The 24,421-nt window shown below is 40.8% G+C and carries 24 protein-coding genes, 1 other RNA gene and 1 pseudogene; 17 read left to right on the forward strand and 9 right to left on the reverse strand.

From position 1 onward, the window contains the following. Window positions 1-95: 95 nt before the first annotated feature. Entirely contained in the window at window positions 96-860 is a 765-nt protein-coding gene (locus HHA41_RS10655; RefSeq protein WP_168461696.1) for a TauD/TfdA family dioxygenase, read from the forward strand. A gap of 39 nt (window positions 861-899) precedes the next feature. Continuing rightward, complete coding sequence (locus HHA41_RS10660; RefSeq protein ID WP_168418222.1) at window positions 900-1,745, forward strand: SDR family oxidoreductase; 846 nt, start codon at window positions 900-902, stop codon at window positions 1,743-1,745. A 10-nt stretch (window positions 1,746-1,755) separates the two neighbouring features. Here HHA41_RS10660 and HHA41_RS10665 read toward each other — a convergent pair whose 3' ends face one another. Continuing rightward, window positions 1,756-3,075 (reverse strand): sigma-54 dependent transcriptional regulator, encoded by a 1,320-nt coding sequence (locus HHA41_RS10665; RefSeq protein WP_168418221.1) that lies wholly within the window; start codon window positions 3,073-3,075, stop codon window positions 1,756-1,758. Between the two features lie 192 nt (window positions 3,076-3,267). On the opposite strand from HHA41_RS10665, the gene HHA41_RS10670 reads away from it, so the two are divergent. The 7 genes from HHA41_RS10670 to HHA41_RS10700 all read left to right on the forward strand — a co-directional run bounded on the left by HHA41_RS10670 (window position 3,268) and on the right by HHA41_RS10700 (window position 11,116). After that, entirely contained in the window at window positions 3,268-3,951 is a 684-nt protein-coding gene (locus HHA41_RS10670) for an MBL fold metallo-hydrolase (protein WP_168461697.1), read from the forward strand. Between the two features lie 48 nt (window positions 3,952-3,999). Further along, window positions 4,000-4,782 carry a sulfite exporter TauE/SafE family protein gene (locus HHA41_RS10675; protein ID WP_168461699.1) on the forward strand — a complete coding sequence of 261 codons (783 nt, stop codon included), beginning with the start codon at window positions 4,000-4,002 and terminating at the stop codon, window positions 4,780-4,782. A gap of 140 nt (window positions 4,783-4,922) precedes the next feature. Next, window positions 4,923-5,240, forward strand: coding sequence for a hypothetical protein (locus HHA41_RS10680; protein WP_168418219.1), 318 nt, complete (start codon window positions 4,923-4,925; stop codon window positions 5,238-5,240). Between the two features lie 331 nt (window positions 5,241-5,571). After that, window positions 5,572-6,633: an HlyD family efflux transporter periplasmic adaptor subunit gene (locus tag HHA41_RS10685; RefSeq protein ID WP_168418218.1), complete on the forward strand. Its 1,062-nt coding sequence runs from the start codon at window positions 5,572-5,574 to the stop codon at window positions 6,631-6,633. Further along, a complete protein-coding gene (gene rbbA, locus HHA41_RS10690; RefSeq protein ID WP_168418217.1) occupies window positions 6,630-9,392 on the forward strand; it encodes a ribosome-associated ATPase/putative transporter RbbA in 2,763 nt (920 codons plus the stop codon). The genes HHA41_RS10685 and rbbA overlap by 4 nt, the downstream gene beginning before the upstream one ends. Window position 9,393: 1 nt before the next feature. After that, the gene (locus HHA41_RS10695) at window positions 9,394-10,521 is read left to right on the forward strand and encodes an ABC transporter permease (protein WP_168418216.1); all 1,128 of its coding nucleotides are present in this window, start codon (window positions 9,394-9,396) and stop codon (window positions 10,519-10,521) included. 217 nt (window positions 10,522-10,738) lie between these two features. Next, window positions 10,739-11,116, forward strand: coding sequence for a hypothetical protein (locus HHA41_RS10700; RefSeq protein WP_168418215.1), 378 nt, complete (start codon window positions 10,739-10,741; stop codon window positions 11,114-11,116). A gap of 83 nt (window positions 11,117-11,199) precedes the next feature. On the opposite strand, the gene HHA41_RS10705 is transcribed toward HHA41_RS10700, so the two are convergent. Beyond that, a complete protein-coding gene (locus HHA41_RS10705) occupies window positions 11,200-12,129 on the reverse strand; it encodes a LysR family transcriptional regulator (RefSeq protein ID WP_168418214.1) in 930 nt (309 codons plus the stop codon). 182 nt (window positions 12,130-12,311) lie between these two features. On the opposite strand from HHA41_RS10705, the gene benE reads away from it, so the two are divergent. After that, window positions 12,312-13,517 (forward strand): benzoate/H(+) symporter BenE, encoded by a 1,206-nt coding sequence (gene benE, locus HHA41_RS10710; protein WP_168418256.1) that lies wholly within the window; start codon window positions 12,312-12,314, stop codon window positions 13,515-13,517. Window positions 13,518-13,667: 150 nt separating this feature from the next. Here the strand turns inward: benE and HHA41_RS10715 are convergent, their stop codons facing one another. Then, window positions 13,668-13,910, reverse strand: coding sequence for a hypothetical protein (locus HHA41_RS10715; protein ID WP_168418213.1), 243 nt, complete (start codon window positions 13,908-13,910; stop codon window positions 13,668-13,670). 72 nt (window positions 13,911-13,982) lie between these two features. On the opposite strand from HHA41_RS10715, the gene HHA41_RS13205 reads away from it, so the two are divergent. Further along, a complete protein-coding gene (locus HHA41_RS13205) occupies window positions 13,983-14,117 on the forward strand; it encodes a hypothetical protein (RefSeq protein WP_266095966.1) in 135 nt (44 codons plus the stop codon). Continuing rightward, window positions 14,114-14,359, forward strand: a complete 246-nt coding sequence (locus tag HHA41_RS10720; RefSeq protein WP_228278941.1) for an Lrp/AsnC ligand binding domain-containing protein — start codon at window positions 14,114-14,116, stop codon at window positions 14,357-14,359. Before HHA41_RS13205 ends, HHA41_RS10720 begins: the two co-directional genes overlap by 4 nt. An 18-nt stretch (window positions 14,360-14,377) precedes the next feature. On the opposite strand, the pseudogene HHA41_RS13140 reads toward HHA41_RS10720, so the two are convergent. Together HHA41_RS13140 and ssrA are read right to left on the reverse strand one after the other, a co-directional pair. Next, a pseudogene (locus HHA41_RS13140) lies at window positions 14,378-14,488 on the reverse strand (DUF4102 domain-containing protein); the annotation flags it as partial. A gap of 179 nt (window positions 14,489-14,667) precedes the next feature. Next, window positions 14,668-15,027, reverse strand: a transfer-messenger RNA (tmRNA) gene (gene ssrA, locus HHA41_RS10730). A 130-nt stretch (window positions 15,028-15,157) separates the two neighbouring features. Between ssrA and glpK the strand changes: the two genes are divergently transcribed. After that, window positions 15,158-16,642, forward strand: a complete 1,485-nt coding sequence (glpK, locus tag HHA41_RS10735) for a glycerol kinase GlpK (RefSeq protein WP_168418212.1) — start codon at window positions 15,158-15,160, stop codon at window positions 16,640-16,642. A 121-nt stretch (window positions 16,643-16,763) separates the two neighbouring features. On the opposite strand, the gene HHA41_RS10740 is transcribed toward glpK, so the two are convergent. Beyond that, window positions 16,764-18,122: an NAD(P)/FAD-dependent oxidoreductase gene (locus tag HHA41_RS10740; protein WP_168461702.1), complete on the reverse strand. Its 1,359-nt coding sequence runs from the start codon at window positions 18,120-18,122 to the stop codon at window positions 16,764-16,766. A 664-nt stretch (window positions 18,123-18,786) separates the two neighbouring features. Next, the gene (locus HHA41_RS10745) at window positions 18,787-18,993 is read right to left on the reverse strand and encodes a hypothetical protein (RefSeq protein ID WP_004975391.1); all 207 of its coding nucleotides are present in this window, start codon (window positions 18,991-18,993) and stop codon (window positions 18,787-18,789) included. A 395-nt stretch (window positions 18,994-19,388) separates the two neighbouring features. On the opposite strand from HHA41_RS10745, the gene sbmA reads away from it, so the two are divergent. The 4 genes from sbmA (at window position 19,389) to HHA41_RS10765 (ending at window position 23,079) form a co-directional block, all read left to right on the forward strand. After that, window positions 19,389-20,585: a peptide antibiotic transporter SbmA gene (gene sbmA / locus HHA41_RS10750; protein WP_168461704.1), complete on the forward strand. Its 1,197-nt coding sequence runs from the start codon at window positions 19,389-19,391 to the stop codon at window positions 20,583-20,585. Between the two features lie 253 nt (window positions 20,586-20,838). Next, complete coding sequence (locus HHA41_RS10755; RefSeq protein ID WP_354667277.1) at window positions 20,839-21,795, forward strand: hypothetical protein; 957 nt, start codon at window positions 20,839-20,841, stop codon at window positions 21,793-21,795. 61 nt (window positions 21,796-21,856) lie between these two features. Then, on the forward strand, window positions 21,857-22,702 hold the full coding sequence (locus tag HHA41_RS10760; RefSeq protein ID WP_168461705.1) for a hypothetical protein: 846 nt from the start codon (window positions 21,857-21,859) through the stop codon (window positions 22,700-22,702). Continuing rightward, complete coding sequence (locus tag HHA41_RS10765; protein ID WP_168461707.1) at window positions 22,699-23,079, forward strand: hypothetical protein; 381 nt, start codon at window positions 22,699-22,701, stop codon at window positions 23,077-23,079. The genes HHA41_RS10760 and HHA41_RS10765 overlap by 4 nt, the downstream gene beginning before the upstream one ends. Window positions 23,080-23,152: 73 nt before the next feature. Here HHA41_RS10765 and HHA41_RS10770 read toward each other — a convergent pair whose 3' ends face one another. After that, window positions 23,153-23,758: a hypothetical protein gene (locus HHA41_RS10770; protein WP_168461708.1), complete on the reverse strand. Its 606-nt coding sequence runs from the start codon at window positions 23,756-23,758 to the stop codon at window positions 23,153-23,155. Between the two features lie 174 nt (window positions 23,759-23,932). Further along, complete coding sequence (locus HHA41_RS10775) at window positions 23,933-24,385, reverse strand: OST-HTH/LOTUS domain-containing protein (protein WP_168461711.1); 453 nt, start codon at window positions 24,383-24,385, stop codon at window positions 23,933-23,935. Window positions 24,386-24,421: the final 36 nt, after the last annotated feature.

Consider the following 24,421-nt stretch of genomic DNA (forward strand, 5'->3'; position numbering starts at 1 on the left):
TGACCGACTCAGGCTCTAGTTACACGCTTGGCAACAAGACATTAACAGAGTGCGAATTAGTCCTTGAGTATGTTTGAATACATTTTAAGGAACAGATGGATGTAAACACATTTAGTGGCTTAATGACGAATATTTGCCAAACGCTGACCTATGACCCTGCGCGGGAAAATGTGACTCGTCAATCTCAAAAGGTAGATGCAGGAACTCAAGCTATGGGGCTACATATTGAAAATGGTTCAACACCTATGCCACCCGACATCATTGCATTTTTTAGTGAAAAAAGTGCTTCACGTGGTTCTCAAACCACCTTATGTGATGGGCATGCAGTCTGGAAAAAACTGCCTGAAACGCTCAAACAGAAATTTTCAGAGCCGATGATTATTCGCCGTTATTTACCTAAACATACATGGCAAAAGTATGTAGCAACTGCATTTAATATTGCAGAGGTCGAGCAGGTTGGATTACAGGAATTGGCACGTTTTATTGAGATGATTCCTGGGCAACGAATTCAGCCTGCACATGATCAGGGCGTACTTTATGATTTAAGCATGCCCATGATTCGCCATGACAATTTAAAAGCTGTTCCAGCCTTTGCCAACACCTTGCTGGGGCCATCTTATAACTATGAAACACCGCATTTTTACTTTGCTGATGGTACTGAAATCCAAACGGAATTACTGGAAGAGCTGGCCGAGCGTTGTGAGCGTGAAACCTCTGAAATTGACTGGCAAGATGGTGATGTGGTCCTGATTGATAACAAACGCTTTATGCATGGCAGACGTGAAATTTTAGTGCCGCTGGAGCAGCGTAAACTGTATATCTGTATGGGTCTAGGGCTCAATCCTGAATTTGCAGTGTAAAGGCTGTGTGCCATTCCCTTAATATTTAGAGTGAATTTTATGTCAAATTTAAACGCCGTTATTTTTGGTGCAACAGGTGGCATAGGTCAGGCAGTTGCGCAACATTTTGCCGCACAAGGTTTGAACCTAATTTTGGTTGGACGCAAACAGCAAGCCTTGCAACAATTACAGGATGAGCTGTCACAACAGTATTCACAATTGCAATTACATACGATGCGTTGTGATTTGGCCGATGTCCAAAGCCGAGATCAGTTTGTGCAGACCATTGCCGCATTGAATCAGCCAATTCATTACTACATAAATAACGCGGGCATGAATGATTTTAGTTTGTTTGCACAGCAGACCGCAGAAACAATTGAACAGATGATGTTGGTGAATGTGGTGTATCCGTTGCAATTGATTCAAGCCCTGCTGCCGTATATGTCAGAGAGTCAACCCAGTCAGGTCATCAATATTGGCTCGACTTTTGGCAGCATTGGCTACCCAGGCTATGTCAGTTATTGTGCCAGTAAATTTGCGTTACGTGGTGCAACAGAGGCATTGGCCAGAGAGTACAGCAAGACGGCAATTCAGTTCAGGTATTTCTCACCACGGGCTACGGCTACGCCTATGAACAATTCTGAAGTGATGGAAATGAATATTAAAATGGGCACAAAAATTGATAGTCCTGAATTTGTGGCACAGGAGTTATATCAATTTTTGAATCAATCAGGGCAATCGTACCAAGTTGGTTATCCTGAAAAAATATTTGTGAAATTGAATCAGGTAATGCCGCATGTTGTGGCTGCGTCTATTCAAAAAGATCTAGACACCATTTACCACTATGCCGACAAAAGTAAAAAGCCAAGTCCTTTAAGTTATGCTGCCCAATCTAAAAAACCTTAAGTCATCTAAGTCATAAATGAAATTTTTTGCGATAACGCCATAAGGTGGTTCGGCTAACACCGAGTGCTTGCGCCACCAATTCAGTTTGACCTTGATATTTTTCCAATAGGTCTTGCAAGGTGTCTTTATCAACTTTTTGACTGCTTTTGATGGGCAGTTGAATTGGCTGTGGTGCTGTAGATGGTCTGGCTAAGTTCAAACTGGCATGCACAATTTCATCGGGTAAATCTTGTGGGTCAATTTGGGTTTTACCTGCCGACATAGTCAGTGCATACAGCAAGGTATTCTTTAATTCACGTACGTTACCCGGCCAATCATAATTCAGTAATACCGCCAAAGCTTGTTCAGATAAAGTCGGTGTGAGCTGAAACTGAGCCTGCTGTTGTTGCAAAATAAAGGCGGCAATTTCAGGAATATCCTGTTTGCGTTCTCGTAGTGGCGGCACAAAAATAGGGATAACTCTTAAGCGATAGAGCAAATCTTGGCGGAACCTGCCCAGTCGGGCTTCTTCACGCAAAGCACGATGTGTTGCGGTAATAATTCTGACATTCGATTTAATTGATTTTTCACCACCCAAAGGGATAAATTCGCCCGTTTCCAATACACGCAACAATTTTGCCTGTAGCTCTAAAGGAATTTCTGCAATTTCATCTAAAAACAAAGTACCGCCCGCAGCACGTTCAAATACGCCTTTATGTTCCCGAATTGCCCCTGTAAAAGCGCCTTTCACATGCCCAAATAATTCACTTTCTAGAATGTTGGCATTTAAAGCGGCACAGTTAATCGCAATAAAAACCTGTGCATGACGATGACTTCGTGCATGAATGGCTTGCGCCACCAACTCCTTGCCGCTGCCAGATTCGCCACGGACTAAAACTGGGAATTCAGTCACTGCAACTCGTTCAATAATGGAATACATATGCTGCATTTGTGGCGAATGACTATGGAAAAAATCTGTCAAATTACTGTTTGTCTGCTCGGATGCTGCTGTTGTTTTAAATACAGGTAGAGATACGACGGGCTGCATAAAAAATAAACGCCCACTCAAGTTTTCTGCACGAATACGAATATTTAAGTGGTGATAACTCAACGCTATGGAATTGTCTACTAATGTCAGGGTTCCAATAGGTTGTTGTAAATTCAGCAGTTGGTTTTTTAGGTTTTTTTCGATGCTGCCTGAAAATGTGGCCGATGCCTGAGCATATTCGTAGCACCATGTTTTGGATGCCTCATCATATATATACAGCCAACTGTCAGGGCAAAGTTGCTGTAAATGAAACAAAAAATCTTCAAGTTGAGCTTGCTGTTCAAAGTCATACATTGTCGTCATATTGTTTCATCTTTTGTTTCATTTTGGATTTAATTGAAACATGAAACGCAACAATTGTGAAACACACAGATGTAACTGAATTAGATAATGCATTTCAATATATTGTATTTTATTAATATATTAAAAATAGATAAAGTTGGCACTCTATTTGCAAAACTAAGCATAACAATAATTCAATACGGTACACAGCACATGATCTTTCATCAATTTTTTGAACCGGAAAGTTCAACCTACACTTATTTATTGGCTTCTGAACAAACCCGTGAAGCCGTACTCATTGACCCTGTGATTTCCGAGGTAGAGCAGTATGCGGCTTTTTTGGAGCAGCATAGTTTGCAATTGGTTTACAGCTTAGATACCCACGTGCATGCCGACCATATTACTGCGGCAAATACCTTAAGAACCCGCTTTGGTTGCAAAACTATTTTGCATCGTAATTCGGGTGTTGGGTGTGGTGATATTTTCATTACCGATGGTGCGGCCATTCGTGTCGGTGAGTTGCAGATTGAAGCACGTTATACCCCAGGTCACACCAATGCATGTACCAGTTATGTGGTGGATGGCATGGTGTTTACGGGGGATGCCTTACTGATTGATGGTTGCGGTCGTACAGACTTTCAAGAAGGGAATCCTGCTACTTTGTATGACAGTATCCACCTGCAAATTTTTAGCTTACCTGATGATACTTTGGTGTACCCAGGCCATGACTACAAAGGTCGTGTTTCATCTACCGTGGGACAGGAAAAACGCAATAACTCACGTTTGGGGCAAGGCCGTACCAAAGCTGAATTTATTACCCTTATGCAGAATTTAAACCTGCCTTATCCAAAACAAATAGATGTGGCTTTGCCTGCCAATCAGGTGTGCGGCAAGTGATGTGGATGTACTTAAAACGCCATACACGAGTGGAATAGGGGAACAGGCATGTGGATGTTAATTCTGGAAGGCTTGGTTATTGGGACTTTACTCGGGCTGACTGGGGCAGGGGGCGGTATTCTTGCTGTTCCTGCCCTAATGGCAAGCCAAGGCTGGACCGTTGCACAAGCTGCTCCCGTAGGATTATTGGCTGTCACTCTAGCTGCTTTTGTGGGCACAATTGAGGGATTATTCAAGCGAATTGTACGTTATCGAGCTGCATTGTGGATTGCCTTAATCAGTATTCCTTCAGCACGCTATGGCGTACATTTGGCAGGTATTGTGTCCCCTGTTTGGCTGACATTGGCATTCAGTGCGGTTATGTTCATTGTGGCTTATCGCATTTTCTTTAATAAGGTTAATGATCAGACCAATCCACCATGTAAGGTCAATCAAACGACTGGACGCTTAGTTTGGAACGCCAAAACAGCATCTTTGTTGGGCGGTGTGGGGATTATTGCAGGTTTGCTGACAGGCCTACTTGGAGTCGGTGGCGGCTTTGTGATTGTGCCGTTATTGCGTAAATTCACTGACTTGGATATGCGCAGCATTGTAGCAACATCTTTAATGATCATTTTTTTGATTGGTGGCGTCAGTATTTCTGCCCATGTTTTAGATGGTTTTCAGTATCCGACGATGGTCACCATGACGTTTGTCATAGCGTGTATTGTGGGGATGTTGTTGGGACGTGTTTTAGTTCACCGCATGAATAGCAATACGGTACAGAAAGTATTTGCCACCACGGTGATTGGCGTTGCATTGTATTTAATTTACAGCGCAATTATGGCTTAAGTCTAATATGAAGCGGCTAGGTTTTTATTCTGAACTACAGTATTGTGACTAGGTAACGTATTGTTAAGTGTAAGAAAAAGCACTAGACCTAGACCAGATTAAAGATTAGCTTAACTGTATAACATGACAAGGAGCCAAAAATGAAAAAACATTTATTTTGTGTGGGTGTCGAGTTTCGTAAAGCATCCGATGAAACAGGCTCTTATGCGTATTTGACTGCTTATTTAGGTGCAGATCATCTAAATGAAGCGATTGAGCGTGTGCAGAAACAACTAGAGCAAGAAGGCAATAAAATTTTATTTGTACGTGGATGTTGGGTGGTCGATGCCGATTGTGACGATGGTTTCTGCCCAACTGAAGAAAGCAATGCGGCTTCTAAAGCAGACCTGTTGTTCAATGATGAAATCTATTATGGCAAATTGCAGCAATGGTCAGCCAATAATGGTTATGAATACTAAGGGCTAGGCTGTTTAATTGATCTAACACAAAGTTTGATCAAACTAAAAAACCGCATTTAAGTCATGTTTTAAAATCATGTTTGAATGCGGTTTTGTTGTATCTAAATTGCTGTCAGATTTATTTTAAAGTTCATTTTTTAATGCGAAGCTCAGTTTTCATCTCAGGTCAATTCTGTGCTGCTAAATGAGCTCTTAAAATTCGTCTGAGTTCTAAAATGGTTTCCGATTTTTCATGAAGGGGCTGTAGTAGACAACATATTGCGAGTAACATTCGTGTTATAAAATAATTTTGAAAGATTTCTTTAGCACAAGTTTTTGGGTAATCACAAACATGAATATTAAAAAACTCACACTGGTGAGTGTAGTGGTGATTTTGGGTTTGGTGGCTTATTTGGTCTGGCAAAATATGACCCAATCCGATACAGAAGCTTTAGTCAGTGGTAATGGGCGAATTGAAGCAACTGAAATTAATATCTCCAGTAAATTAGCTGGCCAGTTAGAAGAAATCTTGGTGCAAGAAGGCGACTTTGTAGAATCAGGTCAAGTTTTAGCCCGTATTAAAGTGTCTGCTTTAGAAGCACAACTCCGTGAAGTCCAAGCCCAGCAGCGTCAGGCACAAGATGGCATTGCTACCGCAGAAGCGCAAGTCGCCATGCGAATCAGTGAAAAAGCTGCAGCGCAAGCCATGGTTGTTCAACGTGAAACTGAACTGGTTGCGGCTAAAAACCGTTTGGCACGAACTGAAATTTTGGCTAAAGATGGAGCATCATCAAAACAGCAATTAGATGATGAACGTGCAGATGTTAAAAGTGTGGCTGCGGTGTTGAGTGCAGCAAGAGCACAAGTAGACAGTGCACAAAGCGCAATTGTGGCAGCAAGAAGTCAGGTGTCCAGTGCACGTTCACAAGTCGATGCGATTAAGGCCACAGTAGAGCGGATTAATTTTGATATTGAAGATGCCCTGCTCAAAGCTCCATTAAAGGCACGTGTTCAGTTTTTGGTGGCACAACCCGGTGAAATGATTGCCGCAGGCGGGCGGGTCATGAACCTGATTGATCTGTCGGACGTTTATATGACCTTTTTCCTGCCAGAAACGGTGGCTGGCCGAATTGCCATAGGTACAGAAGTTCGTATTGTGCTGGATGCTGCTAAAAATGTGGTGATTCCTGCCCGTGTTTCTTTTGTTGCAGATACTGCACAGTTCACCCCAAAAACAGTGGAAACTGCAAGTGAACGTCAAAAACTGATGTTTCGAGTTAAAGCCAAAATTGATCCAGCTCTGTTGCAAAAGCACATTCAGCAAGTCAAAACTGGCCTTCCAGGTGTGGCTTATATCAAAGTTGATGAAAGTGCTCCTTGGCCTGAATTCCTAAGCAATCTGGTTAAATCATGACAGCATCATCTGCGCAAGGTGCAATTGTTGCCGACATTCAACAAGTCAGTCTGAAATATGGCAAAACTCAGGCTTTAACAGATATTTCTCTGTCTTTGCCTGCGGGTTGCATGATTGGTCTAATCGGTCCAGATGGCGTGGGTAAATCAAGCCTGCTGGCATTGCTGGCGGGTGCCAAAGTGGTTCAGCAAGGCCGTTTGATGGTACTCGGTGGTGATATTGCCGATGCAAAACATCGTAGAAAAGTTTGCCCACATATTGCCTATATGCCACAAGGGCTTGGGAAAAACTTGTCCAAAACTCTTTCGGTGGAAGAAAACCTACAATTTGTTGCCCGTTTGTTTGGGCATAATGCAGCAGAAAGCCGAAAGCGTATTGATGCACTGACCAAAAGTACAGGGCTGTATGACTTTTTGGATCGTCCCGCAGGAAAACTCTCTGGTGGGATGAAGCAGAAACTTGGCCTGTGCTGTTCCCTGATTCATGATCCTGATTTTTTAATTTTAGATGAGCCAACCACTGGGGTCGACCCTTTGGCACGCTCACAGTTTTGGGAGTTAATTAACCGTATTCGTCGTGTCCGCCCACAAATGAGTGTGATTATCGCCACAGCGTATATGGATGAAGCGCAAGGTTTTGACTGGTTAGCGATGATGGATGAAGGCAGAATCCTGAAAACTGGCAGTCCTGATGAGTTGTTGGCACAAACTGGTAGCCACAGTTTAGAAGAGGCCTATATCAAGCTTTTGCCAGAGCAAAAGAAACAGGGTTATGAACCAGTCGTTATACCGGCTTTACCGCAGCATGATTCAGAAGGATATGCGCTGGAAGCCAAAGATCTGACCGTTAAGTTTGGCGATTTTACCGCAGTCGATCATGTCAATTTTCAGATTCGTCGTGGTGAAATTTTTGGTTTTTTAGGCTCCAATGGTTGTGGCAAATCGACCACCATGAAAGTTCTGACGGGATTGCTGGAAGCTTCGGAAGGGCAGGCATGGTTGTTCGGACAACCCGTGGAAGGCAGTGATATAGCGACCCGTCGCCGTGTTGGCTATATGTCACAATCCTTTTCACTCTACAGTGAATTGACGATTACTCAGAACTTGGTGCTGCATGCCAAGTTATTTCATGTGCCTGCAGAGCAGATTGCATCACGTGTGCACGAGATGCTGCAGCGTTTTGACTTAAGTACTGTAAAAGACAAATTACCTGATGATTTACCGCTTGGACTGCGGCAGCGTCTGTCATTGGCAGTTGCTCTGGTACATCAGCCTGAAATTTTAATTCTAGATGAGCCGACCTCTGGCGTAGACCCCATCGCTCGGGATAATTTCTGGCGTCATTTGATCACTTTGTCACGTCAAGACGGGGTCACCATCTTTATTTCCACCCACTTTATGAATGAAGCAGAGCGCTGTGACCGTATGTCATTGATGCATGCAGGACGGGTCTTGGACAGTGCAGCGCCTGCACAATTAATTAAAAACCGCCAAGCGAGTTCATTAGAAGAAGCTTTTATTGGCTATCTGTTGGACGCAGGAGCAGGTGTTGGCGCTCAGACTGCGACAGAAGAAAAGGATGAACAGCAAGCTAGTGATCATCTATCTGTCAATACGCAGCAACCGAAGTCTAGTCGATTCAGCCTACAACGCCTGCTCAGTTATGCATGGCGTGAATCGCTAGAATTGGCGCGTGATCCGATTCGTGCGACCATGGCTTTGGTCGGGTCAATCATTTTGCTGTTGGTGATGGCACTTGGAATTACCATGGATGTGGATGATCTAACGTTTGCTGTGCTGGATCGTGATCAAACAGGTTTAAGTCAGAATTACACGATGAGTATCGCTGGCTCACGCTATTTTGTGGAAAAACCACCTCTGCAAAGTTATGAAGACCTAGACCAGCGCATGCGCAGCGGTGATATTGCTTTGGCGATTGAAATTCCACCCGGCTTTGCACGAGATGTGGCTCGAGGAGAGAACGTCAAGATTGGTGCATGGATTGACGGGGCTATGCCGCAGCGTGCAGAAACGGTTCAGGGCTATGTGCAAGGGATTCATGCTCATTGGTTAATGCAGCAAGCCTTGGAACAAAGTGGTTATAAATATTCCAGTGCGGTCAATGTAGAAACCCGCTTTCGTTATAACCCAGATATCAAGAGCTTGCCAGCAATGGCTCCAGCTTTGTTCCCATTATTAATTCTGCTCATTCCTGCAATGCTTACAGCACTGTCTGTGGTACGAGAAAAAGAACTGGGTTCGATTGTGAATTTGTATGTTACTCCAGTCACCCGCAGTGAATTCTTAATTGGCAAGCAAATTCCTTACGTGGTACTGGCCATGCTGAATTATTTCCTGATGTGCCTGATGATAGTGGTGTTTTTTGATGTGCCGATTAAAGGCAGTTTTTTGACGCTAACATTGGCATCTTTACTGTTTATTATTTTTTCTACAGCTACAGGTTTATTGGCTTCGGCACTAACCAAAAGTCAGATCGCCTCGATGTTTTTGGTGATGCTCGGTACGATGATTCCAGTGATGCAATTTGCGGGCATTATTAATCCCGTTTCTGCATTGGAAGGTTTTGGTCGCTGGTTTGGAGAGATCTATCCTGCGACACACATGATCAATATCAGCCGTGGGGTGTTCAATAAGGCATTGGGTTTTGAAGACTTGAGTCAGGGTTTCTGGATTATTCTGCTGTCCGTCCCCGTGATGATGTGTGCAGCAATCCTTGCACTAAAAAAACAGGAGCCCTAGGATGTTCAGACAGAAAATACAGAATATCTATCAGCTCGGTTGCAAGGAGTTGTGGAGTCTTTGGCGTGAGCCAGTCATGCTGATTCTTATCATTTACACCTTTACAGTGGCCATTTATACGGCTGCTACAGCCATGACAGACAGCCTGAATATGGCGCCTATTGCGATTGTAGATGAAGATCATTCAACTTTGTCTGAGCGGATTAGCTCGGCATTTTATCCACCTTATTTTATTCCGCGAACCACAGAACTGAATTACATGGATACTGGAATGGATGCAGGTGAATTTACATTTGCTTTAAATATTCCAGTGAATTTTCAGGAAGATGTCTTGGCGGGTAACTCGGCCGCAATTCAGGTCAATGTAGATGCAACACGTATGTCGCAAGCTATGATCGGGGCAGGTTATATCCAACAGATTGTACAGTCAGAAGTTAGTGAATATTTGCTGCATCATCGTGAAATGACCAGTATGCCAGTAGAGCTGGAAATGCGGGCACGCTTTAACCCAACACTAGACCAGAAATGGTTTGGCAGTGTTATGGAAATCATCAACAACGTAGCGATGCTGTCTATTATTCTGACTGGTGCTGCGTTAATTCGTGAGCGTGAACACGGTACGGTTGAACACTTGATGGTGATGCCAGTCACGGTGTTTGAAATCATGATGTCCAAAGTCTGGTCGATGAGTCTAGTGGTATTGATAGCGGCTTTTATCGGTCTGAAGCTGGTGGTACAGATGGCCTTAAACGTACCTATAGAAGGTAACTTGTTTCTGTTCTTCTTTGGTGCTTTGTTGACGTTGTTTGCCACCACTTCGATGGGGATTTATTTGGCGACTATGTCCAAATCCATGCCGCAGTTTGGCTTGTTAATGATGTTGATTTTGATTCCGATGCAGATGCTTTCAGGTGGCATGACACCGCGAGAAAGTATGCCTGAAGTATTGCAATATCTGATGCTGATTGCACCGACCACACATTTTGTTGAGCTGGCTCAGGCCATTTTGTACCGAAATGCTGGGCTAAATATCGTTTGGCCATCGTTTCTGTGGCTGATAGCAATTGCAATTGTGTTCTTTTACGTGGCGTGGAAACGCTTTAAAGATACGATTCATACCATGGCTTAAAGGTTTTAATTTGGTTTAGATCACTTTGATTTATTGATTAAAGCTTTTGATTACGGGACGGCAGCCTAAGAAATTTTTGTTTATTGGAGCAACGAGTAGGTTAGAATCATTCTAATGAGTGTTTTTTATACTGATTTACTTAGAGATAAACATAACACTTCATTTTCATAAGAAGTTAAATATTTTAATTATATTTGAATAGGTTAAGGGCTTTGATGTGACTTCACAATGTTATGTTTTGGCAGATTGTACCGACTTATATATTTTATTGGATCCTAAGGCACAAAACCTTACAGATTCTGAAAAAATGGTCATTCTACTGGAAATTGAGCAAGCACTTGCACAGGCTAATTTTGCAGCTAAGCATCTCAATTTACTGTGGGATGATGGCTTAACTCATGGAAAATTCACAATTTGGTCTGTGGATACACCTATTAAAGTTTTGTCTGCCGATGAAAAACATCAGCTGATTGCTGGCTCAACTTTATCTAGTTTTGTACTTCCTGATTATTTGCAACAACGGGCTCAGGAAGATCAACAGCTGATGGTTTTTCCAGAAGAATACTATATCAAAAGTCTATTAAACCTGCATTGATGCGGCTTATCGCTGTTGCACTATAAGCCGATCATTCTATTTTATTTTGGCTTTTCTTTTGCAAAGGATCTGCGCGTTGTTCATTATCGCTCAGGTAATGACCAAGGATAAAACACTGTTCCCGTTGCTTGTGCGGTTGTTCGCTCCTCGTTTTCTAATTCATGCAGAATTCGATAGATAATATTGGACACCAGTGACTGCTCATTCGACTTTTTCATAATGACAATCAGCTCGCGATAAAACTCTTCTTCCCCCAAGCGAATGACATTGATGTTGTTCTGCTGGTCACGCCAAGGCGCATTAAAGGGAATTAAGGCTACACCTAAATTGTTTTCTACCATTTTAACAATGGCTTCTACATCTTCAAGTTCAAGAAAATCCTGTGTTTCAATTTTATGCTTGCTTAAAAAATCAGAAACGATATTGCTGCCAAATGAAGAGCAGTCGTAACGTATAAAAGGGTAGCGGCTCAAAATTTCTTTATAATCTGTGAGCTTAACTTCTTTAGGAGTCACTAAAACAAAAGCTTCTTTACACAGCGAATAGTAGCTAAATTCTTTGGAAATAGGGAAGTTCGGTTTTATGATCACCCCTAGATTAATCTCGCTACTTTCTACCATATTGAGCAGGTTTGAAGACACACCTGGCAGAATTCGTACTTTGGCATAAGGTAAATATTCCTTAAACTTTTTCAATAATTGTGGGAAAAAGCCAGATTGAATCGAAGCAATCGCACCAATTTTAATCAAACCCTTATAATCAATCAGCGATTCAGGCTGCTTGATTTTTTCAATCAGCACCATGATTTCTTCTGCATATTTAATGACGCGCAGCCCCTCTACATTTAAATAGGCTTTGCGTCCGACCCGTTCAAAAAGTTCAAGATCAAGTTGCGTTTCTAAGGACTTTATTTGAGCGCTTACACCCGCTTGTGTTAAGCCAATCCGCTGTCCCGCAGCACTAAATGAACCGTATTTTTGGATAGCAATTAGCGTTTTTAATTCATTCAGCATCGCTAGCTCTTTATTTATAGATAAATATTGATTGTTAATTATATAGAAATAATTAGTTTTTAATTAATTTTATTTGTGAATAAGATGTCTTATCGCCCCAAAAAAGAGTGAAAAAAGATTTTGGGTTGCAAGGTAAATCGCAAATGACATAAGGAGTATGTGCTGTGAAAGATATTTTCAAAATGCTCAAACAGGATTGGTCTATTTCTGCCACAGTCGCAGGCTTCTTGGCTGTACTGATTTCATATTCAGGCCCTTTAATCATTTTCTTTCAGGCGGCACAACAGGCGAATGTCTCTTCATCTATGATGATTTCATGGATTTGGGGAATTTCTATTGGTGCTGCTGTTACAGGCATCTTTCTATCGATTAAATACAAAGCCCCGATTATTACGGCATGGTCAGCACCGGGCACGGCCTTATTAGTGACTTTGTTTCCTGATTTATCCCTGAGTGAAGCCGTTGGGGCATATATTACCGCTGCGCTTGCCATGTTGATTATTGGTTGGAGTGGATATTTTGATAAATTAATAAAAATGATTCCGCAAAGCATAGCCGCTGCCATGATGGCAGGAATTTTATTCCAGTTTGGTTTAGGGCTGTTTATTGCCAGTAATTCTATGCCTTATTTAGTGATAGGTATGTTGTTGTGCTATCTGATTGCCAAACGTCTTTCACCACGCTATGCCATCATTTGGGTGTTGCTCACTGGAATTATTCTTGCGGCAGCAATGGGACAAATAAACCCAGTCAACATGGATTTTTCACTCGCTGTACCACAATTCATTACACCTGAATGGACATTAACCTCAACCATCAACTTTGCGATCCCTTTGATTTTGGTCAGTCTGACGGGGCAATTTTTACCTGGAATGGCCATTCTCAAGTTGAGTGGGTATGACACACCAGCTAAACCCATTATTAGTACAGCGAGTATTGCTTCATTAGCGGTGTCTGTGGTGGGTGGAATTAGTATTGTACTGGCTTCAATTACAGCGGCTTTGTGCACCGGTAAAGATGCCCATGAACTTAAAGAAAAACGCTATATTGCAGGGGTTGCCAATGGACTGTTTTACATTTTAGGTGGTCTGTTTTCAGGCAGTATTGTGATGCTATTCAGTTTACTGCCAAAAGAATTAGTCGCTGCGCTTGCAGGACTGGCCTTATTGGGTGCAATTGCCACCAATATAACTGCAGCAATTAAAGACGAAAATCACCGTGATAGTGCGCTAATTACCTTTCTTGCCACCGTCTCTGGCATGAGTTTTTTAGGACTAAGTTCTGTATTTTGGGGTATCTGTATAGGTTTGATTGCACACTTTATTTTAACCAAACGTGACAAAGCCGCTGTAACGCATGCGCAATTAAAAACTATTGAAACAAAATGATAGGCCAATCAAGTCTGCATCATAAACCAATAATATTGGGGGGAATAAGTGGAATGAGTCACTTGAAATAGGAAGGAGAGGTAGGCCACCAAAGTTAATGAGTGGCCTTTAGATTAAGCATCGCTTTGGTCAAATAATGCAGCGTCCCGATTATTTTTCCTGAAATTTTAATTCAACCTGATAATCGTCTTGGGTCACTTTTATTTTATGGTCTTTATATTTACGCTTACTTGGAGAAAGGGCAGAGCTCGTGACCTCTTTATGGAATTCACTGTCTGACATAAAAAAGTAGTAGGCTTTATAACCCAATAAGATTTTATCTATCTTTTTCCCTTTTTTCTCTGCAGTACGAATGAGTCCATTTAGATAATCTAAGCTGATGTTCTCTGACATTCCCAAACCCTCGAAAATAAAGTTGCATTATCACACGAGGTATAAGCGAGTTTTATTACAAATTGATGACACGTGTATTGGGGGGTATCGCCATGTTTACGTCGTGTTCGTATTTTGGAAGAGGCGGGCATTATTCAGCAATATACCGCTTTGATTGATGCAGAAAAGGTTGGGAAAAGTTTGACCCTGTTACGCGTATTTGGTTGATTGGACAAGATATTGAAACAGTACAACGTTTTACCGATACGATTCAGGCGCTACCCGAGGTTGTAGAGTGTCATTTAATGGTGGGAGACTGTGACTTTTTATTGAAGATTGTGGTGTCAAATATTGAAGAATATCGGCAGCTACAGATTAAGCATTTAAAGAGAGAAAATTCAGTACAAAATATTAAAACCGAAATTCCAATGCAAAAGATCAAACAAACTTCGGCTGTGCCTTTAGACTAAACATTCGATGTAAAGTGTACGAAAATATAAGCCATCGCCGTCAAGCTCTCGATATTCTTTTGATTCAGGCTCTAGGTTAGCCAGTACGGTATCTGATAAAGGTCTACGTTTTATTTCTGCTCTTTTCATGGCTTGTACACCAACGGATTCAATAAATCTTGCAATGTACATGGTAGTGTACACGGCGTATGTACACTGTAGCTAGTTATATTTAGTTATGTTTAGGCAAGAAAAAAGGCTCAATCCCTTTAGAATCAAGCCTTTATCTTTTAAAACTTGGCATATTTTGCCATGTTTTGTTAGGTATATGGTGGAGGTGGCGGGAGTTGAACCCGCGTCCGCCAACACTACACTCGAGAATACTACATGCTTAGATATCGTCTATTGTTTTAACACTTAAAGACCCGACGAACAGGGTTAAAAGTGCGATCCTCTAAGTTTGGTATAAAGCCCCGAGGCTTGGCTCTATACGGACTTGTGTGCGTGCGCTTCAGTCGGGTTCACTGACCACAAGTATTCAGTGAAGCGGACAAGCTGCCCTTAGGCAGCTAGAGCGTAAGATTCGTCGTTTGCGACTATTTTAATGCAAATTTTATTTACGAGAGAAAATGCGCTCTCGGCATGCATCTATGAGCTTCATCATCAGCGTCGAAGCCAATAACACCCCCATATCACAACGCAATCATAGCATAGCTGGCAAAAATTACGATGTATTTTCTGCACAATTACACATTTCAATGCGCTTAATTACATAATTGCGCTAATATTTTATTTTTCAAGCTAAACACAATAAAAAATATGAGTTATTTATTAGCACTCGATCAAGGCACGACTTCCAGTCGCGCTATTATTTTCAATGAACACGGACAAGTTCAGGCTACAGCACAACGTGAAACCCACATTCAGACGCCACATTCAGGCTGGGTAGAGCAAGATGCCCAAGAAATCTGGTCAAATCAAATTGCAGTGGTGCAACAGGCTTTGGCTACAGCAGGAATTTTAGCCAAAGATATTCGTGCAATTGGCGTGACCAACCAACGTGAAACGACTGTAGTGTGGGATAAACGCACGGGAAAACCACTGGCCCCTGCAATTATCTGGCAAGATCGACGTGCTGCAGACTGGTGTCATCAGCTCATTCAAAATAACCAAATGCAATTGATTCAGGAAAAAACAGGTTTGCGTATAGATCCGTATTTTAGCGCAGGCAAACTGGTTTGGTTACTTGAGCATGTCGATGGGCTGAAAATTTTGGCACAACAAGGGCATGTGGCCTTTGGCACCATCGACAGTTGGTTAATCTGGAATTTAACCCAAGGCGCTGAACATGTCATTGAGGCAAGTAATGCTTCAAGAACAATGTTGATGAACTTACATCATCAAACTTGGGATGAAGACTTACTGGAACTGTTTCAAATTCCAGCATCAGTTTTACCTAAAATTATTGCATCAGACAGTTATGTTGCAGACACCGCAACTGGCTTATTGGGTGATAATATTCCAATCACAGGTATTTTGGGTGATCAGCAAGCAGCTTTATTTGGACAATCTTGTTTTGAGGTAGGTACAGCAAAAAATACCTACGGTACAGGCTGTTTTATGTTGTTCAATACAGGCAATCAGGTGCAGTTTAGCCAAAATAAGTTACTCACCACTCTGGCATGGCAATGTCAAAATGAAACCCATTTTGCCCTAGAAGGCAGTGTCTTTATGGCAGGGGCAGTGGTGCAATGGCTGCGGGATGGTTTAGGGATTATTCAAAAAAGTAGCGATGTAGAACAACTCGCCAATAGTGTAACTTCTAGCGATGGTGTTGTGTTAGTCCCTGCATTTACAGGGCTTGGTGCGCCACATTGGGACAGCGAAGCAAGGGCACTTTTATGTGGCATGTCACGTGGTACCAATAAGGCGCACATTGCCCGTGCGGCCTTAGAATCCATTGCATTTCAGGTCTCGGATGTACTCACTGCGATGCAATCCGATTTAGATCATCCACTAAAAGAACTTCGGGTGGATGGTGGGGCGAGTCAAAATGATATGTTGATGCAATTCCAAGCGGATATTTTAAATGTACCTGTGTTGCGTCCTAAAATGCTGGAATCTACCGCTTGGGGTGCTGCTGCTATGGCTGGTTTAAGAGCAGGCGTATTTTCTGACCTATCTGAAATTTCGGCATCTTGGCAATTAGATCGAGTGTTTGAACCTCAAATGAAAGAGGCAGAACGGGCTGAGCATTTACTGCGTTGGCAACAGGCCTTAAAACGTGCCAAGTCAGATTTATAATTTGAACAGCAATTAAGTTTAGATATTTAGATAAATCCTTAAACAACAAACCCCATGCGCATAACGTATGGGGTTTTTTGATTTTTTACGGTCTAGGGTGATGGCTTTTTGTGTTTAAGCCTTACATCGCTTCACGTTGCGCTTCATCTTCCAAATAGCTTTCTAAAGAATCATCTAACGCATATAACCATGGCGTGTGATGTGGCTTGGCCATTTTTCCAGTCATCACTGAGCGATAGACTTTATCTCTAAAGCCCATAATATTTTCTTTTTTATGCTTTTTCCATTGCATGAAAATATCATGTACTGCATCAATATTGAATGATGGATAGTCCGTCTGCGCAATCAGGCGTTTGATGTAATCGCCTTGGAAACGAGCAGATTGTTCATCGCTCATTAAGCGTTTTTCTTTTTCATGTAAGGTCTGCGTATGACTTTGCATTTCTACCGTGCTTGGCAAAGCAATTTTGCCCATAATCACATCACGGACAAACCATGCTTGCGCATCGAACATATTGAAGGTGTACCATTGATCTTGCATGCCCAAATAGAACAAGCGAGGATTTTTTTCCCACACTACGCCCTGATATAAACCCTGCGGATAAAGACAGTTATGTGTTCTGAGGCGCAAGTCATCTTCAATAAATGGGAAGTGGTGTAAATAGCCCGTGCATAAAATAATGGTATCAATTTTGGCCGATGTTCCATCACCAAAATAAGCAGTATTTTCATCTACACGCAATAACTGTGGCTTTTCAGACCAGTTTTTAGGCCATTTAAAGCCCATGGCTTTGCTACGATAGCAACTGTAAATTTGCTTGGCGCCGTATTTATAACATTGTGAACCAATGTCTTCGGCAGAGTAGCTGCTGCCGACCAATAATACAGATTTGCCTTTAAATTCCAGCGCATCACGGAAGTCGTGTGCGTGCAAAATGCGACCATGGAATTGATCAAAGCCTTCATAAACAGGAACGCGTGGGGTAGAGAAGTGTCCAGATGCAACAACAACATAATCAAATTGTTCTGAATAATGCTGTTGTTGTGCATAATCTTCAACATCTACCGTGAATTTTTGTGTTGTTTCATCATAGGCAATGTGCTGAACGGCACTATTGAAACGGACTAAATCTTTGACCTGTGCTTTTTCTGCACGACCTTTGATGTAATCCCACAGTACTGCACGTGGCGGATATGAAGCGATTGGTTTTTTGAAATGTTCATCAAAAGTATAATCGGCAAATTCTAGCGCTTCTTTAGGGCCATTTGACCATAAATAACGGTACATACTGCCGTGGACAGGTTCGCCATGTTCATCTATACCTGTGCGCCAAGTATAGTTCCAGAGTCCACCCCAATCATTTTGTTTTTCGAAACATACAATTTCAGGAACTTGTAGACCTTTGGCCTTTGCTGACTGAAACGCTCTTAATTGGGCCATGCCGCTTGGGCCAGCGCCAATAATTGCAATTCGATCCATTGCTATCTCCATTAGTTTTTGAGTTCTTAATTACTTCTCCAATTTTGAGTGACACAATTCAGGATTTTAAATATCCGCATTATAAAAATAAGCAAATACAATCCTAAATTTAGAGATCAAGTAGATCTTGTCAAAATAGGATGTGAATTAAAAAAATAGAAAAAATAAAACACACTAAAGACAGTAAAAATTGCTTAAGCAACTCATCTTTATAAAAAAATGTATTTTACAAGAAGCATGATCTTATCATAATTTTTGATTAATTTTGGTTTTGCTTAGTTGTAAAAGTGAATTTAAAGTCATTGCTGTTGTTGTTTTGGTTTGATCAATTGGTATATTTTATTGATTTTTATAGAGAAAATAAGATGAAAATTTAAAGCTAATTTTTATCTCATTTTGCCCAATATAAAGGTGATTTTGATGAGATTGTTGCAAAATCTACAATGATATACAGCGGATTGAAAACTGAATCTTAGGCAACATTTTCAGAGAGCCATACCCGAAGTGGACTTCTGAAAAATTAAAAGGATGCTGTGATTGATAGGTGTAATGAAAGTTTAGTTTTTATAAGCCATGAAAGCAGTAGCGTATTTATCAAGCTTTATCTAATGATTGAATGTGCTTTGCGTACATTCAATCATTAAAGTTTGTGGCGACTCAGTAATTAAAGTTTACGCCACACCTTATTTTCATCTTCTAAAGAGACAGTAAAGTTAAATTCGTCGTCTACGGTAACCAAGTAGGAGTTAGGATTAACCAATAAAACTTTTAAAATTGTACCTTGCTCGAATTCAATTGGTGCGCAGTTTTCTTTACGTAGAACAATAGGTTCAAGTAGCTCAATAGCAATGTTTTCTGTTGGAGATTCCATACCGCACCCTAAATGAGTTATTTTTAATCAACTGTATTATATAGTAAATTGATGAATAATCTACACAAAATCGTAAATTTGTGTCGGGTTTAAATATTTTGTACTTGAATTGTTGGTCAAAAAATCGCAATAAATTTGCCCAATACTTCATAATTTGACATTTTAAAAATATAAGAAATTGAAATTTGATGTAATTTCTTAGATGAATGGCAAATGAACAGCGCAGTAAAATATAGCCGATTGATGAAATTTACAGTTTTCAGTATAAAAATAAAATTATTGCTGAAAAAACAGCGTATAAAGTATAAAAGTTAAAGTATCCATTCACGCTTTTTTAAGTGGTGAAGGCACTGGGTTTTACATTCCAATTTAAAAAATAAAGGCTTTTTGTCTGCATGTTTAAGTCATTTTTTCCAAATCCAAAGTGGTTTTTTATTTCATTGCTTGTTTGGTTCGCGATCAATCTGGCTTTATGGTACTCGGGCGGTAGCGCATGGGGTAGTTGGATTGGCTTCCCGCAAGGATATGCAGAGGCCGAATTACCCATTGGTGTCAGCCGTTTTTGGTCACCTGCTTTTTTATGGTTTTATCTGTGGTTTTTTGTGGCAACGACGCTGTTTGCTATTTTCTGGAAAATTAAAGCAAATCACCCATGGCAGCGTTGGTCTGTATGGGGTTCAGCCTTTATTTTGTTCAATATTTGGTTTGGCGTTCAAGTCAATGTGGTGGTGAATGCTTGGTACAACCCATTCTATGATCTGATTCAAAAAATGCTGAGCAGTGGCGGGGGCGATGTCAATGAACTCTATGCAGGTGTTTTGACCTTTTTGTATGTGGCGATGGTGGCTGTGACCTTAATGGTCTTTAATCTATTTTTTGTGAGTCACTATGTGTTCCGTTGGCGTACAGCCATGAATAATTTTTACACGGCACACTGGGAAAAATTACGTCATATTGAAGGGGCATCACAACGTATTCAAGAAGACACCATGCGTTTTGCTAGAACCATGGAAACTTTAGGAGTCAATCTGGTAGAAGCCTTTATGACTTTATTGGCCTTTTTACCTGTTTTATTCAGCTTGTCTGTGCATGTCAAAGCATTGCCTATAGTGGGGGAAATTCCTTATGCGCTGGTTTGGGCTGCAGTGGGGTGGGCGGTATTTGGTACATTGGTGTTAATTGTGGTGGGTGCGAAGTTACCAGGTCTGGAATTTAATAACCAGAAAGTTGAGGCGGCTTATCGTAAAGAATTGGTTTATGGTGAAGATCATGCCGAACGTGCTGACCCACTCAGTTTAAAAGAATTGTTTAGCAAAGTACGTTTTAACTATTTCCGTTTATATTTCCACTATGCCTATTTTAACTTGGTACGCATTTGGTACATGCAATTGGACAATATTTACGGTTTATTTGTGTTATTCCCAAGTATTGCCGCAGGTGCAATTACTTTAGGTTTGATGATGCAAATTTCCAACGTATTTGGCAAAGTACGTGAATCATTTCAGTATCTGATTGCATCTTGGCCAACAATTATTGAGCTTTTATCTATCTATAAGCGTTTAAAGGCTTTTGAATCGACCTTAGATCAATAATGATGTAGCTCTAGACCTGTTCAGATAAGTCGCAGAAATGCTGTGCACTTATCTGAACAAATGTATGAAAATAATATAGGTGTTGTGGCACAAAATTATAAAAAACTGTGATGGGTTGTATTTTTTGCTCAAAATATTTAACTTAGCTCAACTTAATTCAAGATTAATCGACCATAAAAACAATGTGTTGGATTTGTTATTTTCAGCCAATTCATATATTTTCATTCATATAAAAACAATTGAGAATTGAGACGTGACCTGCAAAAAAATACTTTTGATGGGTGGGATTGGCAGCCTCTTATTTGGTTGCACAACAGTTGATCAATTTAGCCCAAATTCGGTTAAGCATTTTGCATCTCCCCAAGAACTGATTGTTCAGAAAAATTTAAATCAGCCCAGTGGTGCTGCCAAAGAATATGTCTACTATTGGGGACCGCAGCGTAAAGATCAACCTGCTGAATCTATGGTGCCGCGTAAATATATGGGCAGCTATTGCCAGTCGCAAAATGGACGTTTAACGCTTGCCTACAAAAGCTCCATGAGCCTTGTTAAAAATGCATGGTCGAAAAAACTACTGAATACCTACAGAGATGTCAAACAGGGCATTGGTGCTTACCGTTGTGTACGCAGTCAGGGGGGAAGTTGGATTGTTTCAATTGAGCCTGTTACTGAAAGAAAACTTGAACAACGTGGTGAAGCCCGTGTGGTGAGTTTAGTCACAAAAATGATGACTGAAGATGAAGCGCGCCGTTTTTACCGTGTCGCAAGCATTTCCAAAACAACCAAGGTCACAACAACGCCCGCTAAAGCAAGTAGTAGCAATAAAAAGGTAGAAGAAAAAGAAAAGTCTGAGGAAAAGAAAGAAGTTGTGAGCCTACCTGCTAAAACTGCCGCACGTGTTGTAGAAACCCCACAGCAGCAACAAATGCGTTTATATGTCGCAGCACGCCGAGACATCAATAGTGGTCGTAATCAGGTCAATGCCTGTAACAATGCACAACGTGCCTACAACTATGGCAAATTACAAGGAGCAGAAGGAACACGTATTTATACAGAATCTGGCATGTTGGTGGCACGTTGTTTAACCAGTGTATCAAGTTATCGTAGTCGTTTTCCAAACGCGGAAGTGCAAGCCAAGCGTATTTTGCAGAATTTAGCCAAAAATTATAATCATGCGGGCGCAAAAAATATGTTAAATCAAATGAAATAACCAACCCCTAGCTTTATAAGCTGGGTATTCAAATGAATTGAGTCATTTAAAAGAAAATAAAATGAAAAAAGAAAACACAGAGCAGCGTGTAGATACGGGGACTTATTTTTCACGCATGCTGTTGAATGAGATGGTCGATGAAATTACGGTAGATTTAAGTGCGACACCGTATTTTTTTAATGAACGGGGCAAGCCACATTTCACTGCATTGAATAAAATAATTCAGAGAACTTTGCTCAAGACCGAAGCTGTGACAGTTGCTGATTTAAGTTGTTTAGCACCCATTCGGGTTCGAGCAAAAAATCAGAAAAAAACCAAATGGGGTGTGATCACAGAACTTGATTTTCCTGAGGTTACACAATCAATTGTTTATCCACCTTTCAAAATCACACCAGAATTGGCAGCAGCTTTTGGTATGCATTTGATTGGACAGGGCAAAAGTATCAAGATTGAAAATGATTACGATATCGTCAGTTATTGTGAATACAAATACGGAAAATTTGCAGCCTATGCCAATCCATATTTAGACACCGCACCCTCAGGGCAAGATCGGACTTTATTTCCTACAATTTGCACAGATTTAGAAGGGCATAATTTTCCGCATTTGTTTGTCTCTTGCGACCCTTATTTGGACTTGGTGATTTCTGTTGGGATATATGACAGCAAACAACAAACTTTAGTTGTGGCAGATTTATGGATTCCAGCAGGCTATGCGGTCTATATTCCGCCACAAAAAATTGATGATACGACTGAAAAAATATTTCTGCATAACAACCGAAATAGTGCAAATGCCTGCTGGGGTAGTAATGTCATGCATGAGCAGATTAAGACACATACTTTGCTTGATACACAAGGCCGTATTCATTGGTTTTGGAATCGACTACCAACGGAGCATCCACAGTTATGAAGTTAAAACATTTGCTGCATAGCACAATTAAAATTTCAGGATTCAGCGTATTGGCTTTATTTAGTTTTAATGTTTCTGCCAAAAGCCTGAAACAAGCCACTGCGCATGATTATGTGACAGAGCGTTATTATTTGGGGCTAGATTCTAATCGTGCTATAGAGGAAAAGATGACTCGAGCCAGACTCAGGGGTGATGAGCGCGAGCAAATCCGTGTTTTGTGTGTGGATATTCGTAAGTACTATCAAGATGTTATTGCTTTAAACCAAGCCAATCGACATTTTAATCCAAAGAAAATTGATGCAGAAACCAAAGAATATCGTGCACTACTCAAGGGTTTAGATAAGGAAAATGTTTGTAAAGACCTCGGTTTTTACTAGAAGGTTTGTTGGTAATTTTAATATTCGGTTGAGGGTGTGATCTTTCCTCTCGCTGTGGGAATGGGAGATAAAATTAAATAAGATTTGGATATAACTTCTCAAATTCTTTATTCACTGCTTCGCCACGTAATAAATAGCCTTTAGGTTGGATATAGCTATAAATTTCCCGAGTAGGTTGTTCATGCCAACCAATATTGAAAGCACATAGTTTTGGGAAAAATTGCAGATGGTTATAGTTCAGATGGTTATGAATCCAATAAGCAAGTTGCTGCCAATTGCTTTGGTCTTTCTCATAAAGTTCTAAAAATGATGGAATGACGATACACGCTGTTGCTCCATAACCTTTTGCATCGGGATAGTCCCAAATATGACTGGCAAAATTTTTCTCATTGCTTGCGCAGTTATGTCCTTTTTCGTTGCCGAGTTGATTCACGCTTGGTGAGCGATAAGCTGAACGAATGGCGATACGGCCAAACTTTTGTTGTAGCGGTTCGAGCAGTTGTTGGCAGAGTTCTGTTCCTGTACGAATGGCGATGTCAGGATGGTCGGGGAAGTTCGGCACACCGTACCAATTGGCGATTTCGCTATAGAGAAAGTCACGCATAAAGAAGGACTTTGACAGCTGGACGCGCCCTAAGTCTTCGAGTTTGGTGATTGAGGTTACTTTTTTGATAGTCATGTTGTTTTTAGTCTGAAGTGTTTGGATTGATTGTATTTTAAAAATTTTGAAAATTAAATATTTACCTCTCCCTAACCCTCTCCTAAAAGGAGAGGAAACATTCAATATTATATTGATACGGTCATGCATTTATCAGTTGAGTAGCAAAATTGGTGGCTATTCAGTTTTCTATATTTATTTGAGCTTTACGTATAAATGCTTATGGCCATTATCTAAGGTACGTTCATCCCATTGGAAAATCTTTGGATAACCTTTTACTAAATCATTAAGTTTTTTGAATCCGTATGTTCTAGGGTCAAAATCAGTTTTCATTAATTTAAGTTGTGATCCTAATGATGCAACAGTTATCCATTCAGCATCTTGGTTATCGAAAACTTGTTTAATAATATGTAATGGTAAAGTAGATATAGTTTCCGTTTTTATTTCTTGAATTGGAACTTCATTAACATTTTTTTCTATTTTGACTTCTTTAATTTCATTAACTACTTCTTTAATTAAAGGATCTTCATAGTTACTTAGGTTTTCTACATAAGTGAAATGTGAGCATGCATTTCTAAAGGCTTCGGGTGTTTGTTTAGAGGTGGTCCCACTTGTTTGAACAACTAAAAGCGTATTTATAAGTGATATTCCGCTCTAGTTAAGCCACCTTGTTTTGTTGGGGTA

The sequence above is a fragment of the Acinetobacter sp. A1 genome, assembly GCF_012371315.1.
Taxonomy (GTDB): Bacteria; Pseudomonadota; Gammaproteobacteria; order Pseudomonadales; family Moraxellaceae; genus Acinetobacter.

Excerpts from the sequence above, each read along its gene's own strand:
- HHA41_RS10655 (WP_168461696.1), top strand. The coding sequence starts at position 96 with ATGGATGTAAACACATTTAGTGGCTTAATGACGAATATTTGCCAAACG.
- HHA41_RS10660 (WP_168418222.1), top strand. The coding sequence starts at position 900 with ATGTCAAATTTAAACGCCGTTATTTTTGGTGCAACAGGTGGCATAGGT.
- HHA41_RS10665 (WP_168418221.1), bottom strand. The coding sequence starts at position 3,075 with ATGACGACAATGTATGACTTTGAACAGCAAGCTCAACTTGAAGATTTT.
- HHA41_RS10670 (WP_168461697.1), top strand. The coding sequence starts at position 3,268 with ATGATCTTTCATCAATTTTTTGAACCGGAAAGTTCAACCTACACTTAT.
- HHA41_RS10675 (WP_168461699.1), top strand. The coding sequence starts at position 4,000 with ATGTGGATGTTAATTCTGGAAGGCTTGGTTATTGGGACTTTACTCGGG.
- HHA41_RS10680 (WP_168418219.1), top strand. The coding sequence starts at position 4,923 with ATGAAAAAACATTTATTTTGTGTGGGTGTCGAGTTTCGTAAAGCATCC.
- HHA41_RS10685 (WP_168418218.1), top strand. The coding sequence starts at position 5,572 with ATGAATATTAAAAAACTCACACTGGTGAGTGTAGTGGTGATTTTGGGT.
- rbbA (WP_168418217.1), top strand. The coding sequence starts at position 6,630 with ATGACAGCATCATCTGCGCAAGGTGCAATTGTTGCCGACATTCAACAA.
- HHA41_RS10695 (WP_168418216.1), top strand. The coding sequence starts at position 9,394 with ATGTTCAGACAGAAAATACAGAATATCTATCAGCTCGGTTGCAAGGAG.
- HHA41_RS10705 (WP_168418214.1), bottom strand. The coding sequence starts at position 12,129 with ATGCTGAATGAATTAAAAACGCTAATTGCTATCCAAAAATACGGTTCA.
- benE (WP_168418256.1), top strand. The coding sequence starts at position 12,312 with ATGCTCAAACAGGATTGGTCTATTTCTGCCACAGTCGCAGGCTTCTTG.
- HHA41_RS10715 (WP_168418213.1), bottom strand. The coding sequence starts at position 13,910 with ATGTCAGAGAACATCAGCTTAGATTATCTAAATGGACTCATTCGTACT.
- glpK (WP_168418212.1), top strand. The coding sequence starts at position 15,158 with ATGAGTTATTTATTAGCACTCGATCAAGGCACGACTTCCAGTCGCGCT.
- HHA41_RS10740 (WP_168461702.1), bottom strand. The coding sequence starts at position 18,122 with ATGGATCGAATTGCAATTATTGGCGCTGGCCCAAGCGGCATGGCCCAA.
- HHA41_RS10745 (WP_004975391.1), bottom strand. The coding sequence starts at position 18,993 with ATGGAATCTCCAACAGAAAACATTGCTATTGAGCTACTTGAACCTATT.
- sbmA (WP_168461704.1), top strand. The coding sequence starts at position 19,389 with ATGTTTAAGTCATTTTTTCCAAATCCAAAGTGGTTTTTTATTTCATTG.
- HHA41_RS10760 (WP_168461705.1), top strand. The coding sequence starts at position 21,857 with ATGAAAAAAGAAAACACAGAGCAGCGTGTAGATACGGGGACTTATTTT.
- HHA41_RS10765 (WP_168461707.1), top strand. The coding sequence starts at position 22,699 with ATGAAGTTAAAACATTTGCTGCATAGCACAATTAAAATTTCAGGATTC.
- HHA41_RS10770 (WP_168461708.1), bottom strand. The coding sequence starts at position 23,758 with ATGACTATCAAAAAAGTAACCTCAATCACCAAACTCGAAGACTTAGGG.